Source organism: Streptomyces sp. GL_141 (genome assembly GCF_057834385.1).
The window spans coordinates 5,990,739-6,006,852 of record NZ_CM174402.1 but is presented as its reverse complement, the minus strand read 5'-3'; the positions used below and the strand labels follow the sequence as shown (position 1 = coordinate 6,006,852).

Genomic DNA, 16,114 nt, shown 5'->3' with positions numbered 1-16,114 from the left:
CGAACTCCCTTCGGAACCCGGGCCGCTCGGAGCCGACTTCCATCACACCGCTAGTACAGAGGAATTCAGTCGTGTTTGAAAGTTCCCCGCAACGGCATCGGGCCCGTCGGTCCGGCCGGGGGTTCGTCGCTCTCGCCGTGACCGCCGGTCTCGGTCTCACGGGTCTGTCCGTGGTCGATCCGCTGGCCGCCGAGGCCAGCCCGATAGCGGAACGCGAGGCTTCCGCGGCCGAGCGGACCGCCCTCGGCCGGGCCCAGTCCACCGGCAAGCCGGTGGAGGTGGAGGGCACCGGGTCGGAGACGGAGCAGGTGTTCGCCAACCCGTCCGGCACCTTCACCGTCGAGCAGCACGCGCTGCCCGTCCGGGTCCGCAAGGACAAGGGCTGGGCGCCGGTGGACACGACGCTGCGCGTCCAGGCGGACGGTACGGTCGCCCCGGTGGCCGTACCGCAGCCGATGAGCTTCTCCGGCGGGGGCAAGTCCCCGGCCGTCCGGCTCGGTGCGGGATCCGAGCGGATGACGCTGACCTGGCCGACCGCGCTGCCGGTTCCGGAGCTCTCCGGAGAGACGGCGACCTACCGCGACGTACTGCCCGACGTGGACCTGAAGATCCGCGCCGAGGTGAGCGGTGTCGCCCAGGTCCTGGTGGTCAACACCCCCGAAGCGGCCAAGAATCCGGCACTGCGGACGCTGCGGCTGGGGCTGGACTCCTCGGGCATGGCCGTGAAGAGGTCGACCGGCGGCGAGCTGCGGGTCACCGACAAGAAGGGCCAGGAGGTCTTCTACGCGCCCGAGCCGCGCATGTGGGACTCCTCCGACCCGGCTGCTCCGGCTGCTCCGGCCGCTCCGGCCGCTCCGACCGGCACCCCGGCCGCACCGGCCACCGCGCGCGCCAAGGAGGCACCGGCCGCCGGTGCGACGGCCGAGCGCAGCAAGCAGGCGGCGCCGAAGGCCCGGGCCGGGCACTCCGAGGAGGCGCCCAAGGCGTTCGCCCCGGACGACAGCGCCCGCCACGCCGTCATGGCGACCAAGGTGACCGGCTCCGCGCTGGAGATCACCCCGGACGCCAAGATGCTGGACGCGCCGAAGACCCAGTACCCGGTCTACATCGACCCGTGGTTCTCCGGCGGGCGCACCAAGTGGGTCCGGGTGGACAAGCGGTACCCGACGACCTCGTTCTACAACAAGGACGAGACCGACTCGGCCGGCCGCAAGAACATCATGCGCGTCGGCTACGAGAGCGACACCGGCGGCCTCAGCCGCGGCCTGTGGTCGATGAGCACCGGCGGCCTCGCCGGCAAGACGGTCATCAAGTCCTCCTTCCGCATCGACCTCCAGTGGTCCTGGTCGTGCACGAAGAAGCCGGTCGAGCTCTGGAACACCGGCAGCATCAACTCCGGCACCACCTGGAACAAGCAGCCCAACTGGGACCACCACCTGGGCACCCTGAACGAGGCCAAGGGCTGGGGCACCGCCTGCCCCGGCGGCGGCATCGAGTGGGACATCACCTCCTTCGTCCGGGACAAGGTCGCCGCGTACGGCTGGGGCGAGACCACCTTCGGCCTGAAGGCCGGCAACGAGTCGGACTCCTTCGGGTGGAAGAAGTTCAACAACAACCCCGCTTTCAGCACCGAGTACGCGAGCCCGCCCAACCTGCCCGCCGAGCTCGGCATGGTCCCCAACGTCGGGTGCAGCGCCGAGCCGCCGGTCATCGGTGACACCGACGTGCAGCTCAACGCCCGCATCAGCAGCCCTGACGGGGGCAATCTGAAGGCCCACTTCATCATGTGGCCCACCGGTGGCAGCGGAAACGTCGTCGACCAGCAGGTCGACGTGACCAACGGGGCCGTCGCCCGGATCGCGGTGCCGAAGAGCACGATGAACAACGGCACCACCTACTCCTGGCAGGTCCGCTCGGTGGCCGGTACGGCCACCTCCGCCTGGCACCCCAACCCGCCGTGCCGGTTCAAGGTCGACCGGACCGCACCCAAGTCCCCGCAGGTCTCGTACGACGCCGAACGCTACGAGCTGACCTTCAAGCCGGGCGACGCCAAGAAGGTCACGGCCTACCGCTACGGCATCGATCAGGACCAGCCCGTCCAGCGCACCGCCGCCGCCCCCGACGGCACCCTGACCGTCCCCTTCACCGGCGGCCCGCTCCCCCTGGAACTGCGGCACTTCGCGAAGGCCTACGCCGTCGACGAGGCGGGCAACGAATCGCCCGTGGGCCGCGTCGACTTCCGCTACTTCGGCGACCCGGGCACCGGCCCGTACGAGTTCCTGCCGCGCATCGAGGCGGAGAACCTCCTCCCGGCGCAGGAGGCCACGGCCGGCATCCGCGCGCAGACCTCCGACTGCTGCGGGGTCAGCTGGTCGGGCGGCAAGCAGGTGCTGTTCGGCGGGGCCAAGGCGGGTGACCGCTACACCCTGGCCCTGGACGTCCCGACGGCCGGTGTGTACCGGATGAGCCTGGCCGAGACCACGGCCAAGGACTACGGCACGGTCTCGTACAGCGTCAACGGCAAGAAGATCGGCGTGGACCGGGACCAGTACAGCCCGGCGGTCGCGACCCGCACCAGCGTCCAGGGCCTCGCCCCGCTGAACGCGGGCCGCAACACCCTCACGGTCACCGTGACCGGGAAGAACGCGGCGTCCCTGGGCCACCAGACGGGCCTGGACTCCATCGACCTGGTCCCGGCCCCCCTCCAGGAGGCCGAGGAGCTGCTCCCCGCGACCGCGGCGAGCGCGCCGGTGGTCCCCCAGGGCAACCTGAACGGCACCTGGTTCGCGGGCGGAGGGAACGTCCGTTTCGACGCCGCCAAGGCGGGTGACACCTTCACCCTGAACGTCGAGGTGGCCGAGGACGGGCTGTACGCCCTCGGAACCCAGCAGACCGCCGCGCGCGACTACGGCATCCTCCAGCTCACCCTGGACGGCGAACCGATCGGACAGCCCTTCGACGGCTACCACCCCGTGGTGGAGACCCGCCCGGTCGACCTGGGCCTGCAGTACCTGACCAAGGGCACCCACGCGCTGGCCTTCACGGTCACCGGCAAGAACGAGGCCTCGGCCGGCCACAAGGCCGGGGTGGACCAGGTCAAAGTGGTTCCCCTCACGGGCACGTACGAGGCCGAGCTCTTCGCCAGCGCCTCCACCCGCGAGCTGACCCGGCAGGGCCAGTGGGGCGGCATCGCCTGGTCCGGCGGCCAGCAGTCCGTCATGGCCAACGTGACGGCCGGCGACCGGATGCAGTACACCTTCGCGGCACCGGGTGACGGTTCGTACGCCATGAACCTGGCGATGACCCGGGCGAAGGACTACGCGGGCGTCACCTTCGAGATCGACGGGAAGCCGATCGGCGGCTACTTCGACGGCTACGGACCGCACGTGTACTCGACCGGCGTGAACCTCGGCCGGGTCGACCTGACGGAGGGGCTGCACACGCTCACGGTGATCGTCAAGGACACCAAGCCGCAGACGCCGTATCACGTGGTCGGCGTGGACGCGATCCACATCTACAACGACGGCGCGACCGGGTAGACCCCCACCGCCCCGCGCCCGGAGCCCCGGCCCTCCCCGTCCACCCAGGACGGCGGGGGCCGGGGCTCCGCCGTTCCGGTGCCACGCCCTACCGGCCGCGCGCGTGCTCGACGGCGGCCGCCGCGAGGCCCGCGACGAGGGGGTGGGCGCGGGTGCCGTCGCCGTCCAGTTCGGGCTGGAAGAGGGTGGCCAGGAAGAAGGGGTGATCGGCCAGTTCGGCGATGCGGATGTCGCCGGATTCGTCGGTGCCGGTGAAGGTCATGCCGTGGGCCCGGAGCAGGTCCAGGTGGAGCGGGTTGGGGCCGTAGTTGCAGTGGTAGCGCGCCTGCGTGCGGTCCGCGCCGAGCAGCCGGGCGGCGCGGGATCCGGGGGTGACCCGTACGGTGCCCTCGTGGCCCACGAGCGAGCAGGCCAGCGGGACGACCACGGCGTCCGCCCCGGCGGTCGCCGGGTCGTTCTCGGCGTGGGCGGCCCGGTCCAGGCCGCAGACCGTACGGGCGAACTCCAGGAGGGCGTGCTGGAAGCCGCCGCAGGTACCGAGGAAGGGGATGCCGTTCTCGCGGGCGTCCCGGATCGCCGTGAGCACCCCGCCCTCGCTGCGGTAGGGGCTGCCGGGCAGGACCCAGACGGCATCGAAGCCGTGCATGCCCTCGCCGGCTTCCTCGGTGGGGATCCAGTAGGCGTCCAGGTCCAGGCCCTCGCGCAGGCGCAGCGCCTCCAGCAGGCCGGGGACGCGGGCGTGGGAGCGTACGGCGTCGGAGCGGTCCGCGATCAGCGCGATGCGGGCGGGCGAGGTGACGGGGGTGGTGGGGGTGGTGGTGCCGGTGCGGGTGTTCGCGTTCATGGCGACCATCCTCCGAGCTGCCCGCCCATCACGTCCAACGATGATCCGCACTACCCGCATAAGCGATACTGATGCCCATGGATCCGCATCTCCTCCGCACCTTCGTCGCGGTCCTCGAACACCGCTCCTTCTCCACCGCCGCGTCCGTCCTCGGCTACACGCAGTCGGCCGTCTCCCAGCACATCGCCGCACTCGAAGCCGACTTGGGCGCCCGGCTGGTCGAGCGCCGGCCCGTCGGCCCCACCGAGGCGGGGGTCCGGCTGATGGAGCACGCCCCCGCACTGCTACTGCGCCTGGACGCGGCCCGCGCCGACATCGCCCGCCTGCACCGGGCCCCCGACGCCCGGCTGACGCTGGCCTGTTCCCCCGCGGCCTTCGGCCCGGAGCTCGCGCAGTCCCTGGCCCGGCTGCGCGCCGCGGGCCCGGTGGAGGTCGACCTCCACGTCGCGGGGCGGGAGGCGGTGCTCGAAGCGGTCCTGACCGCCCGCGCCGACCTCGGCCTCGTGGACGGGGTGGCCGCGCCCAGCGACCCCCTCCCGCTGCCGGACCTCGGCCCCACCGTCACCCTGGCCGTCTCCGAGGAGCCCCTGGCCGTGCTCTTCCCGCACACCCACCCCCTGGCGCGGCGCAGTTCGGTCCGGCTGCCCGACCTCGCGCAGGCGCAGTGGATCGACGCCCCCGACACGGCGGTCCCCCTCGACCGGCTCCGCACGGTCAGCCACACCGCCGGCTTCCACCCCCGGATCCGCCACCACGGCACCGACCCGCACGCGCTGGCCGCCCTGGCCGCCGCCGGCCACGGCCTGACCGCACTCCCCCTCTCCCTGGCCGCCACCTTCCCCGGCACCACGGCGGTCCCGGTCCGCACCCCCCGCCTGGTCCACCGCACGGAACTCCTCCACCCCGCGGACCCGCCCCCGCACACGGCCGCCCTGACGACCCTGCTCACGGGCCGCGCGTAGCCGGCCGCTCCCCACCCACGGCCCCGCCCCGGAGGACGCCGCCGGACATAGGCTTCGCCTCGGCGGGACGGCATCGTGGTGGGGGGACGAGCGGGTGCGGGAACTGATCGAAGACCGGTACGAGTTGGAGGAGCTGCTCGGCCGGGGCGGGTTCGGCGAGGTGTGGCGGGCCACGGACCGCCGGGTGGGCCGTCGGGTCGCCGTCAAGATCGGGCACCCGCTGACGTACGAGGACACCCGCAGGTTCGAGCGGGAGGCCAGCCTCGCGGGGAGCCTCGCCCATCCCCACATCGCCACCATCCACGACTTCGGCCACACCGAACGCGCGGGACGCGACACGGTGTTCCTGGTCATGGAGCTGCTCCGGGGACGGAGCCTCGCCGAGATCCTGGACGACGGGGTGCCGCCCCTCGCCGACGCCCTGAACTGGGCGCGGCAGATCGCGGAAGCCCTCGGGGCCGCGCACGACGCCGGGATCATCCACCGGGACATCAAGCCGGCCAATGTGATGGTGGTCGGGAACGGGGTGGCGAAGGTCCTCGACTTCGGCATCGCCAAGGCCCGGGGCGGGCCCGGTACGGAGCTGACGGGCACGGGCATGGTCATCGGCTCGTTCCCCTACATGGCCCCGGAGCGCTGGACGGGTGGCGCGAACGGGGTCCCCGTGGACGGACGCAGCGACCTGTACGCCCTGGGCTGCGTCCTGATGGAGCTGCTCACCGGTGAACGCCCCTTCCCCGCGCGCGAGATGCACGAGCTCCTCGCCCAACACCTGACGGCCGCGCCGCCCTCCCCCGGCTCGCTCCGGCCGGGACTGCCCCCCGGCCTCGACGAACTCGTGCTCGACCTGCTCGCCAAGGACCCGGACGAGCGTCCCGCCGACGCACACGAGGTGGCACGCCGACTGGCAGAGCCGGCCGGGGGTGCGCCGGCATCCGCGCGGGCATCCGCGCCGAGCCCCGCCCCCTCACCCGGACCGGAATCCGTCCCCGCCTCCGCGCCCCCGGTGCCTTCCTACTCCCCGACCGTCCACGTCCGTGCGGCGGAGCCCGCCGAAGATCCCGTCCGGGCCCTGTTGCGGCGGCGCCTGGAGCGGCTCCTGGCGGACGGGCCGGCCGACCTCGTGGAACGGCTGGGCATGCTGGCCGCCGACTCGGCAGAGGAGCTCGGCGCGAACGACCCGCTGACGGTACGGGCCGCGTACCACCGGGCCGTGCGCGTACGCGGGCAGTCCGGCGTCGATCTCGAGCGGCTTCTGCCCCGCATGGTTCGGGTCCTGGGCCTGGAACACCCCGACACGATCACCGCGCGCGTCGCGAACGTCGGCGAAGCCGCGGCCCACGGGCCGGGCGACGGCCACCTCCACGAGGGCGAACTGCGCGAGATCATCGAGCAGGCGGCCCGGGTGTTGGGCCCCCACGACGAGGTGACCATGACCGCCCGGTACTACCTGGCCTCGGCGACGCAGCGGGGCGCCCGCGACCGCGACGGCCAGTGGGACGCCCGCACGCCCGAGCGGGCCGAGAGCGAACGCGCCCTGCTGGGGCCACTGCTGCCCGGGCTGGAGCGGGCCCTGCCCGCCGACGGGCCGGTCCTCCTCGACGTACGGCGCCGGCTGGCGCACGACGCGTGGCTGGTCGGTGATTTCGCGGCGGCCGCACCGCTGTACCTGCGACTGTTCCCGGACCTGGAGGAGCTCGTGGAACGCGGCGACCCGGAAGTGGCGCACCGCGTGATCCGCAGCATCGGCGAAGCGGGTGACCCCGAGCGCGCCCTGGACCTCATCGGCCCGCTGATGCACCGACTCCCGTTCGTCTTCGGCAGCGGCGACTGGCTGACCCAGGAGGTCACGGACACCCGCGCGGACCTGCGCCGCGCCCTACGGGAACGCCGCCGCGGCGCCGGCCCGGGGACCGGCCCGCTCTCCCGCCTCTTCGGCCGCTGACCACGGGCAGGGCGTCAGGAAGCCGCCGGCCCGGTGGGGTCGGCGCGGTCCAGGAGGAACTCGGTCGCCCGGGCGATGGCCTCCGCGTACGTGGGGTGCACCGCCTCCGATTCCTCTTCCCTCCCGTCCGCGGCGGCCGCGGTGTACCACCAGGCGTCGGCGTCCGGGTCGTGGTGGATGACGGCGGTGCCGCCCGCGTAGCGCAGCGGGATGGACTCGCTGGCGGAGCGCTTCGCCACCGCGTGGGGCCACTTGAGGCGGGCGGACTGGCGCTTGATGCCGCCCCAGGCGGCGCCGAGCTGCGCGTAGCTGGCTCCGCTGCGGCCCGCGACGGTCGCGGCGCTCTCGGCCATCCGGTCGACGGACCGCTTGGCTTCGTACAGCGCCCGCAGCAGGGCCAGTTGTACGTCGGGCGCGGCCATGAGGGCGTCGTCGAAGGGCTTGCCCGCGGCGCGGTAGGCCTGCGCGCGCGTCGAGATCCGCCGGGCCAGCGGGCGGACCGCGTCGAGCACCTGGTCGTCCATGGCGAACGCCTCGTCCTCGGCGGGCTCGCTCCAGGCGGGCTCCACCAGGGTCATGACGGCGGCCCAGAAGTCCTCGTCGTTCCGGTCGGGGATCGGGATCGGGATCGATGTCGAATCATCCATGGGACATGTCTACCCGCCGAGAGCCCGACCGACAAGTAAAACTGTCGACGAGCCGCATCGACAGCCAATCATGTCATCGCCGCACACCTACACCCGCCCCCGGCACGGCCGCCCGGACCCGGGCATGGCGTCCTACCAGCGGGTAAGGCAGCATGGGCCGCCGACGTACGCCGATGTACGCCGACGTACGCCGTACGCCGCTCACCCCGCAGGAGGAACACCATGGCCAGCCCCAAGCCGGAGACCCTCGCCGCCTTCGAGGCCGCCAAGGGGTTCATGCCCGTGGGGGAAGGGCTCGCGCTGTACGCAGCGGCCGCCGCCGCGGCGCGGCTCGGGCTGCCGCTGCTGGAGGTCGGGACCTACTGCGGGCGCTCCACGATCCTGCTCGCCGACGCCGCCCGCGAGGCGGGGGTGAGCGCGCTCACCGTGGACCACCACCGGGGCAGCGAGGAGCAGCAGCCCGGTTGGGAGTACCACGACCCGAGCGTCGTGGACCCGGAGATCGGCCTGATGGACACCCTGCCCACCTTCCGCCGGACCCTGCACAAGGCCGGCCTGGAGGACCACGTCATCGCGATCGTCGGCCGCTCCCCGCAGGTCGCCGCGGCCTGGGGCGGCAAGCTCGGCCTGGTCTTCATCGACGGCGGCCACACCGACGAGCACGCCACCGGCGACTACGAGGGCTGGGCCCCGCACGTCGCCGAGGGCGGCACGCTGGTGATCCACGACGTGTTCCCCGACCCGGCCGACGGCGGCCAGGCCCCGTACCGCATCTACGTACGCGCCCTGGCCTCGGGCGCCTTCGAGGAGCTCTCGGCGACGAACTCCCTGCGCGTACTCCGACGCACGGGCGAGGGCATCTGACCTTCGGGGCCCGCCCCGGGTTCCGCCCCGGGGCGGAACCCGGCATATAACCTCACCGCGCCCCCGGATGGCCCACGGTCCGTACACCCGACCGACCTCCGGTCTAGCATCGCCGGGTGCGCTACGACGAAAGCTCCCCACCGCTCCCCGAGTCCGCGAGCTCCATCAGCCCGGACCGGCCCTGGTACGCCCGCCGGTCGACCCTGGTCGTCGCGGCGGCCGCGATCGCCCCGGCCTGCCTGGCCGGGTGGGTCCTCACCGAGGTGCTGGGCGGGGGCGCGAGCGACGACTCGCGGCCGCCCCGGATCGTGATGCCGCTCTCGGCGTCGGCGGCGCTGCCTTCCGCGGCACCTGCCGCGACGCCGTCGGGGAGTCAGGCCGCGACCCCGGCCCCCGGCGCGACCCCCGGAGGGACCGGCCCCGCCGCGGCGAAGGGCCTCGCCGGCCGTACCGTCGTCATCGACCCCGGCCACAACACGGGCAACTTCAAGCACACCACCGAGATCAACCGCCAGGTGGACATCGGCACCAACCGCAAGGAGTGCGACACCACCGGCACGACCACCAACTCCGGCTACATGGAAGCCGAGTTCAGCATGGACGTGTCCCGGCGCCTGCACACCGTCCTGGAGGCCAAGGGCCTCAAGGTGGTCTTCACCCACGAGGCCGGCAAGGAACGCCCCTTCGGCCCCTGCATCGACGAGCGCGCCCGGATCGGCAACGAGGCCGCGGCCGACGCCGTGGTCTCCGTCCACGCGGACGGGGTCTCGGCCGGCAGCCGCGGTTTCCACGTCATCCTCCCCGCCAAGGTCAAGGGCGGCGGCGCCGACACCGCGAAGATCATCGAACCGTCCCGGCAGCTCGGCGAGCGGATCGCCGGGAACTTCGCCCGGACCACCGGTTCCGCCCCCGCCAACTACCTCGGCGGCGGTACCGGATTGGTCGTCCGCGACGATCTGGGCGGACTGAACCTCTCGACCCGCCCCAAGGTGTTCATCGAATGCGGCAACATGCGTGATGCCAAGGACGCGGCACAGATGTCGAGTCCGGAGTGGCGCCAGAAAGCGGCCCAGGGCATCGCGGACGGCATCGTCGGCTTCCTCGGCGGGTAGGGCCACCAGGACCGTCCCTCCGGACGGCCCGCAGCCCCGATCCTCTCGGCCGCGGCGAAGCTCCGTACCATGGTGCCGCCCGCCCCCTGCGTCACGGCGGGCGCCCACGGCACCACGAGACGACGAGACCGAGAAGGACACCTGAGACGTGAACATCCGATCCCTCACTCGAGGCGACGGCGTGGTGATCGGAGCAGCGGCGCTGCTGTTCATCGCCTCGTTCCTCGATTTCTATTCCGCGCCCGGCGTCGACGCACCGAGCGCATGGGACACCGACGTGTACCGCCTGGCGCTGCCGAGCATCTTCCTGCTCGCGTTCATCGCCGTCGGCCTGCTCGTCGCCGCCCGCCTGCAGCCCGCCGGGCGCCAGCTCCTGGGCCTGCCCTTCCAGGCCTGGGGCACGGTCCTGTCCGTCGCGGCCGCCTGGTCCGCGCTCTGGGGCCTGATCACCTGCCCGACCGGGGCCGACCTCGGCGCGGGCGCCGTCATCGCCTTCCTCGCCACCGCGGCGCTGGCCGGCGTCACCCTCTTCGGCTCGAAGGTCCCCGCGCTCGCCGCGCAGCTCGTGCCGGACCCGAAGCCCGCCACCACCGCCGTACCGCCGTACGGCCAGCAGCAGCCGGGCGCCGGGTACGGGTACCCGGGCGGCCAGGAGCCGCAGCCGTACGGGGCCGCCCCGCAGCCGGTCCCGCCCTACGGCGGCGGCCAGGAGCAGCCCCAGGCTCCGCAGGACCAGACCCCTCCCCCGGCCCCGGCGGCGGACTTCACGCCGTTCTGGTTCGCCGTTCCGGTGGCCCGTCCGCTCTTCGCCGAGGACGGCAGCCCCGCCCCGATCGCGGAGCTCGCGCCCGGCACCTGGTACCTGGCCGTGGAGCAGCGCGGTCCGGCCACCCTGATCGCCCAGACCCAGGACGGCCGCCGCGGCGTCCTGAACGACACCTCGGGCATCCAGCGCGGCTGATCCCGGGCACGCCCACGCCCAACGGCCCCCCACCCTTCCGGGTGGGGGGCCGTTGCCCTACAGTCACCTGACGCATCGTCAGATTCGTGGAGGGGACCGTCACATGCGCCTCGGACTCGCACTCGGCTACTGGGGCCGCGGCCCCAATCCGGACCACCTCGACCTCGCCGCCGAAGCCGAGAACCTCGGCTACGACTCCGTCTGGACCGCCGAGGCCTGGGGCTCGGACGCCTTCACCCCGCTCACCTGGATCGCCGCGCACACCTCGCGCATCCGCCTGGGCACCGCCATCGCGCAGATGGCCGCCCGCACCCCGACCGCCACCGCCATGCAGGCCCTGACCCTGGACCACCTGTCCGGTGGCCGGATGATGCTCGGCCTCGGCCTGTCCGGCCCGCAGGTGGTCGAAGGCTGGTACGGGCGCCCCTTCCCCTCCAGCCCCCTGACGGCGACCCGGGAGTACGTGGACGTCATCCGCCAAGTGCTGCGCCGCGAGGCCCCGGTCGCGCTGGACGGCCGCTTCCACAGCCACCCGTACCGGGGTGCGGACGGCACGGGCATCGGCAAGCCGCTCAAGCCCATCACCCACCCGCTGCGGGCCGACCTGCCGGTCCTGCTCGGCGCGGAGGGCCCCAAGAACATCGCCCAGACCACCCGCATCGCGGACGGCTGGCTCCCCCTCTACTGGTCGCCGACCCGCACGGACGTCTACCAGGCCTCGCTGTCCGAGCTCCCCGAGGGGTTCATGATCGCCCCGATGGCCCGCGCGAAGGTCTGCGACGACGTCTCGGAAGGACTCCTCCCGGTGAAGGCGATGCTGGGCTTCTACATCGGCGGCATGGGCCACGCGGCACGCAACTTCCACGCCGACCTCATGGGCCGGATGGGCTACGAGGAGGAGGCGCACCGGATCCAGGAGCTGTTCCTGGCCGGGCGCAAGGAAGAGGCCGTCATGGCCGTCCCGGACGCCTTCGCGGACGAGATCTCCCTGGTCGGACCGCGGGAGCGGATCGCCGAGCGCCTGGAACTGTGGCGCAAGGGCCCGGTGACCGACCTCCTCCTGACCGCCCCCGACCCGCACACCCTGCGGGTCCTGGCGGAGCTGAACAGCTAGCCGTCTCTTTCTGATCCTGCCGATCAGGCCGGGCTCGCGGCGTGCGGAACCAGGATCGTCTTTCCCCGGACGAGGGCCCCCGCTTCCGCTTCCGCGTGTACGTCGGCCAGGTCGGCCAGCGGACGGACCGCGGCGGGGCCGACCTCCAGGTCGCCCGCGTCGACCAGCGCGACCAGGCGCGAGAGCTGCCCGGCGTCCTGGCGGGCCACCAGGTGGATGCCGCCGGGGATCGGGGTCGCGACGGAGACCGCCACGCCGCCCGGCCCGAGGAGGGCCGGCAGGGCGGCGGCGGCCTCCGGGGTGAGCGGGGCCAGGTTGAGCACGGCGTCGAGGGGTTCGCCCTCCAGGGCCGCGTGCAGCGGACCGGCCGTGTGGTCGATCACCCGCTGGGCCCCGTACCGCCGGCGCGCTGCGCGGGCTCGCGGTCGCCACGACGGCGGCCCCGGCCCAGCGCGCGAGCTGCACGGCGAAGCCGCCCACACCGCCACCGGCCCCGTTGATCAGGATCCGGCTCCCCCGGCCGATCCCCGCCGCCTCGAACAGCGCCTGCCAGGCCGTCAGCCCGGCCACCGGGATCGCCGCCGCGGCCGTGAGGGGGACCGAACGGGGGGCGGGGACGAGGAGTCCGGGGGCGACGGACACGTACGGGGCGGCGGCTCCGCCCGCGTCCAGCCGGCCGATCACCCTCTCCCCGGTGGCGACGACCGTGCCCGCCAGGTCCCAGCCCGGGACGTACGGCAGGTCCAAGGGCAGGACCTGCCGCAGCAACCCGGCGCGCAGGGCGAGTTCGGACGGGTTGAAGGAGGTGGCCGCCACCTCCACCAGGAGCTCGCCGGTAGCCGGGACGGGGACCGGTACCTCCTCGTGGCGGATGACGGCAGGGCCGCCGTAAGCGTGGATGCGGGCCGCGAACATCGTGGCGGCGGGCTGTCGTTCTGCGTTCATGCCCCCACGCTATGAGCCGGCAAGAAGACGATCCATGCGTGAGGATCCGTGTTTCCTGCGCGTCCGTCTAAGCTGCCGGGCGTGGACGTACTCAGCGATGTCATCGCGCTCATGCGTACGGGCAGGCCCACGTCGGCGCTCGTGCAGTGGCACGCGCCCTGGGGCCAGCGGTTCCCCGCGGTCCCCGGGTGTGCGGGCTTCCAGGTGGTGCTCAGCGGGAGCTGCCTGCTGGAGACCGCCTCGGAGCCGGTCCGTCTGAACCCCGGGGACGTGCTGTTCCTGCCGCACGGCCACGGGTACACGCTGCTCGGCGAACCGTCGGCGGAGCCGGCCGAACCCCGCTGGGACCCCGACCGCACACCCGCCCTGCTCGTCCGGGACACCGTCGGGGTGCCGGGCGGCGGGCCGGTCACCGTCACCCTGTGCGGCGGGTACCGGATCGAGGAGGAGTTCACGCATCCGCTGCTGCGCGAACTCCCCGAGGTGCTCCACCTGCCGGGCGGGCAGCCCGGCGCGGCCGAGGCGGTGGCCCTGCTGGCCCGGGAGGCCGAGGAGCCCGGGCTGGGGACGGACACGCTGCTCCCGGCCCTGCTGGACGTGCTGCTGCTGTACGTGCTGCGGGCGCACGTGGGCGGGATCTCCGGGCCGGGCGGGGAGGCCGGGGAGGCCGGACGGACGGGCTGGGCGGCGGCGCTCGCCGACCCCGCCATCGGCGCCGCGCTGGCGGCCGTCCACGCCGAACCGGACCGCCCCTGGACGGTCGCAACCCTGGGGGCACGGGCCGGGCTGTCGCGGGCCGCGTTCGCCCGCCGGTTCCACGAACGCGTCGGACAGCCGCCGCTCGCCTACCTGACGTGGTGGCGCATGACCACGGCCGCGCGCCTGCTGCGCACCACCGACACGCCCCTGTCGGTTCTGGCGGCCCGCTCCGGCTACACCTCGGAGTACGCCTTCGCCCACGCCTTCAAACGGACCTACGGGATCCCGCCCGGGCGCTTCCGCGGCGGACGCCATGACGAAGAGACGAGCTAGATCGGCTCCGCCGTCCCGCCGGTCTCTGCCGTCCCGTCCGTCTCCGCCGTCTCACCGTCCGCCTGCTCCACCGCGGCCAGCAGTTCGCGCAGGTCCAGCGGCATCACGGCGATCTCCATGCCGGCGCGGCCTCCGTCACCTCCGTTGACGGGGCCCTCGAACTCGACGGTCACGATCCGCGAGCCGGGGTTGATGGAGATGCCCTCCTTCACGGAAGGCGCCCGTACACCGGTGGCCCGGCCGTCCGTCAGGGCCACGGGCTCGCCCCGGCCGGGCACCCAGCGGGCCGCGCCCTGGTCGGCGTACACCCGGCCGCTGCGCCAGCGGCCGGTGCCCGCGGGGCGCCGTGCCATGCACGGGATCCCGGGCACGGGCGCGACGGCCTGGCGCCGGAGGTGCTTGCGGCGCATCAGCCAGCCGGTTCCGGCGGCGGCTCCGGCGAGGAACACGTACTCGATCACCCACCCATTCAAACAGGTGGAACACGCGCAACGGGCCGGACCGGAATGCTCCGGTCCGGCCTGTTGCGCAAGGATGAGGAGGCGCTGCCTCAGCCGGTCAGCTGGCCCGCGCTCGGGATCTTGTCGGTCACCGTGGCGCCCGCGCTCTTGCCGGCCTCCTTGACGCTGTTGATGACGTTCTCGAAGGCACCGATGTCGGCGTCGCCGGCCTGGCCCTTGCGCAGCTTGGAGCCGAGCCCCTTGAGGGAGTCGATGCCCGCCGTCAGCGGGCCCACGGCCTTCGACAGCAGCGGGTCGCCCTTGGCGTTCTCACTGGCCGCCTTCAGCCGGTTGTAGGCGAAGGCACCCGCGAGGCCGGCCTTGACCAGGGCGAAGGTGCGGCCCTTGGCGCCCTTCTTGAACTTGCCGGCCTTGTACGGCTTGACGATCCACTGGTAGGTGGCGCCGGCCGCGAGCCCCGCGTTGGCGACGAAGCGGGTCTTGGCGAACTTCTGCTTCTCTTCCGGGCTGCTCGGCGAGGGCGTGGCGGCGGCCGCTTCCGCGTCCTCGGCCGAGGCCGCCGCGTCGGCCTCGGCGAACGCGGCCATGGCCACCGAAACCTCGTCGGCCTGACCGGCGGCGGCTTTGTCGCCACCGCCCGAGCCGCAGGCGGTGGCGCCGCCGAGCAGGGCACAGGACAGGAGCACCGCCGTGAGGGCACGGCGGAAGCGGACGGCTGTGGTGGGTAGGGACACGGGTTTCCTCCGGGGACTGAGGCGTCCCCCGCAGCCTCACTCCGGGCATCCGGCTCCGCCACCCGGGGGACCCGTTCGGGTTTACCCGGCCCGGGAGCGGCCAGAAGCGCGGCATGCCCACACACACGCGAGCACACACCAGAGGAAGCAGCCAGGCGGGCCGCGCCGTCGCGATCGTGGCGGACGTCATGGCCTTCGTCATCGGCCTGTGGATCCTGCTGTACCTGCTGGACGCCAACCAGGGGAACGCACTGGTCGACTTCATCCACGACGCGGCGAGCTGGCTGGCCGGCTGGTCGTACGACCTCTTCACCTTCCACCGCGACTGGGTCCAGGTGGTGGTCGGCTACGGCATCGCGGCCGTCGCCTACCTCGTCATCGGCCACGCCGTCGCGGGCCGGCTCTACCGCCGCTAGAGCGCCGGGCCCGCCGGCCGCTCCCGCGCGTCGCCCTCCCGCTCGCCCTCCCGCTCGCCCGCTCGCCCTCCCGTCGGCCGGAGGGCGAGCGACGGCATGTCGTCATGTCTTCAGCGGCCGTGCACTTCTTTTCGAAATTCCGGCATCCGAGGGCAACCATCCGTGCCGGTCGTGGGTCGTACGGGCGAGAGTTGATCAGTTGGACCTCGCCCGGGGGGGCTCTGTTGAAGAAGAACACGGCGACGGAGGCGGCCTTGCCCGCCCACTCCGTTCCCCACCTGCCGGCGGCACCCGCCGCCCCTGCCACCGCCGCACCCCACGAGGTGACGGCGGCCCCGGGTGAGCCCCGCGACGTCTTCCGGTTCGCCCTCTCCCCCGGGGGACGGGCGCACCACCGCGAGGACTACGCCCCCATCCGCTGACCCGTTCCACGCACCGACTGCTGCGGGGCGGGCGAGGCCGGTACGGGGGTCCCGCCATGCCCGCCCCGCACGAGCAGAGACAGAACAGGACGCCGGACGGGCCGCCCCGTCCCCGC

15 protein-coding genes and 1 pseudogene are annotated in these 16,114 nt (G+C 73.5%); 10 read left to right on the top strand and 6 right to left on the bottom strand.

The features are described from left to right. Nucleotides 1-137: 137 nt before the first annotated feature. Nucleotides 138-3,539 (top strand): DNRLRE domain-containing protein, encoded by a 3,402-nt coding sequence (locus AC3IX6_RS26675; protein WP_489365280.1) that lies wholly within the window; start codon nt 138-140, stop codon nt 3,537-3,539. 88 nt (nt 3,540-3,627) lie between these two features. Here the strand turns inward: AC3IX6_RS26675 and AC3IX6_RS26670 are convergent, their stop codons facing one another. Beyond that, a complete protein-coding gene (locus tag AC3IX6_RS26670; RefSeq protein WP_489365278.1) occupies nt 3,628-4,383 on the bottom strand; it encodes a CTP synthase C-terminal region-related (seleno)protein in 756 nt (251 codons plus the stop codon). Nucleotides 4,384-4,460: 77 nt separating this feature from the next. Here AC3IX6_RS26670 and AC3IX6_RS26665 point away from each other — a divergent pair, with 77 nt between their 5' ends. Together AC3IX6_RS26665 and AC3IX6_RS26660 are read left to right on the top strand one after the other, a co-directional pair. Continuing rightward, nucleotides 4,461-5,345 (top strand): LysR family transcriptional regulator, encoded by an 885-nt coding sequence (locus AC3IX6_RS26665; RefSeq protein WP_489365276.1) that lies wholly within the window; start codon nt 4,461-4,463, stop codon nt 5,343-5,345. Nucleotides 5,346-5,439: 94 nt separating this feature from the next. Beyond that, nucleotides 5,440-7,290 (top strand): serine/threonine-protein kinase, encoded by a 1,851-nt coding sequence (locus AC3IX6_RS26660; RefSeq protein ID WP_489365273.1) that lies wholly within the window; start codon nt 5,440-5,442, stop codon nt 7,288-7,290. 14 nt (nt 7,291-7,304) lie between these two features. Here AC3IX6_RS26660 and AC3IX6_RS26655 read toward each other — a convergent pair whose 3' ends face one another. Continuing rightward, complete coding sequence (locus AC3IX6_RS26655) at nt 7,305-7,937, bottom strand: hypothetical protein (protein ID WP_489365272.1); 633 nt, start codon at nt 7,935-7,937, stop codon at nt 7,305-7,307. 222 nt (nt 7,938-8,159) lie between these two features. Here AC3IX6_RS26655 and AC3IX6_RS26650 point away from each other — a divergent pair, with 222 nt between their 5' ends. The 4 genes from AC3IX6_RS26650 (at nt 8,160) to AC3IX6_RS26635 (ending at nt 11,988) form a co-directional block, all read left to right on the top strand. Further along, nucleotides 8,160-8,801, top strand: coding sequence for a class I SAM-dependent methyltransferase (locus tag AC3IX6_RS26650; RefSeq protein ID WP_489365270.1), 642 nt, complete (start codon nt 8,160-8,162; stop codon nt 8,799-8,801). A gap of 116 nt (nt 8,802-8,917) precedes the next feature. Beyond that, nucleotides 8,918-9,913 (top strand): N-acetylmuramoyl-L-alanine amidase, encoded by a 996-nt coding sequence (locus AC3IX6_RS26645; RefSeq protein ID WP_489365268.1) that lies wholly within the window; start codon nt 8,918-8,920, stop codon nt 9,911-9,913. A gap of 148 nt (nt 9,914-10,061) precedes the next feature. Continuing rightward, the gene (locus tag AC3IX6_RS26640; protein WP_489365266.1) at nt 10,062-10,874 is read left to right on the top strand and encodes a hypothetical protein; all 813 of its coding nucleotides are present in this window, start codon (nt 10,062-10,064) and stop codon (nt 10,872-10,874) included. Between the two features lie 103 nt (nt 10,875-10,977). Next, nucleotides 10,978-11,988: an LLM class F420-dependent oxidoreductase gene (locus AC3IX6_RS26635; protein ID WP_489365264.1), complete on the top strand. Its 1,011-nt coding sequence runs from the start codon at nt 10,978-10,980 to the stop codon at nt 11,986-11,988. A gap of 23 nt (nt 11,989-12,011) precedes the next feature. On the opposite strand, the gene AC3IX6_RS26630 is transcribed toward AC3IX6_RS26635, so the two are convergent. Further along, nucleotides 12,012-12,371, bottom strand: coding sequence for a zinc-binding dehydrogenase (locus AC3IX6_RS26630; RefSeq protein WP_489365262.1), 360 nt, complete (start codon nt 12,369-12,371; stop codon nt 12,012-12,014). A gap of 355 nt (nt 12,372-12,726) precedes the next feature. Beyond that, nucleotides 12,727-12,903, bottom strand: a pseudogene (locus AC3IX6_RS26625) (NADP-dependent oxidoreductase); the annotation flags it as partial. A 111-nt stretch (nt 12,904-13,014) separates the two neighbouring features. Here AC3IX6_RS26625 and AC3IX6_RS26620 point away from each other — a divergent pair. After that, nucleotides 13,015-13,965, top strand: coding sequence for an AraC family transcriptional regulator (locus tag AC3IX6_RS26620; RefSeq protein ID WP_489365260.1), 951 nt, complete (start codon nt 13,015-13,017; stop codon nt 13,963-13,965). Here the strand turns inward: AC3IX6_RS26620 and AC3IX6_RS26615 are convergent. Further along, nucleotides 13,962-14,426 carry a hypothetical protein gene (locus tag AC3IX6_RS26615; protein WP_489365258.1) on the bottom strand — a complete coding sequence of 155 codons (465 nt, stop codon included), beginning with the start codon at nt 14,424-14,426 and terminating at the stop codon, nt 13,962-13,964. The two genes, AC3IX6_RS26620 and AC3IX6_RS26615, sit on opposite strands and share 4 nt — an antisense overlap. Before the next feature lie 89 nt (nt 14,427-14,515). Next, a complete protein-coding gene (locus tag AC3IX6_RS26610; protein WP_489371568.1) occupies nt 14,516-15,013 on the bottom strand; it encodes a hypothetical protein in 498 nt (165 codons plus the stop codon). Between the two features lie 260 nt (nt 15,014-15,273). Between AC3IX6_RS26610 and AC3IX6_RS26605 the strand changes: the two genes are divergently transcribed. Both AC3IX6_RS26605 and AC3IX6_RS26600 read left to right on the top strand, forming a co-directional pair. Then, nucleotides 15,274-15,576 (top strand): hypothetical protein, encoded by a 303-nt coding sequence (locus tag AC3IX6_RS26605; RefSeq protein WP_489365256.1) that lies wholly within the window; start codon nt 15,274-15,276, stop codon nt 15,574-15,576. A 224-nt stretch (nt 15,577-15,800) separates the two neighbouring features. Continuing rightward, nucleotides 15,801-15,998 (top strand): hypothetical protein, encoded by a 198-nt coding sequence (locus tag AC3IX6_RS26600; RefSeq protein WP_489365254.1) that lies wholly within the window; start codon nt 15,801-15,803, stop codon nt 15,996-15,998. Nucleotides 15,999-16,114: the final 116 nt, after the last annotated feature.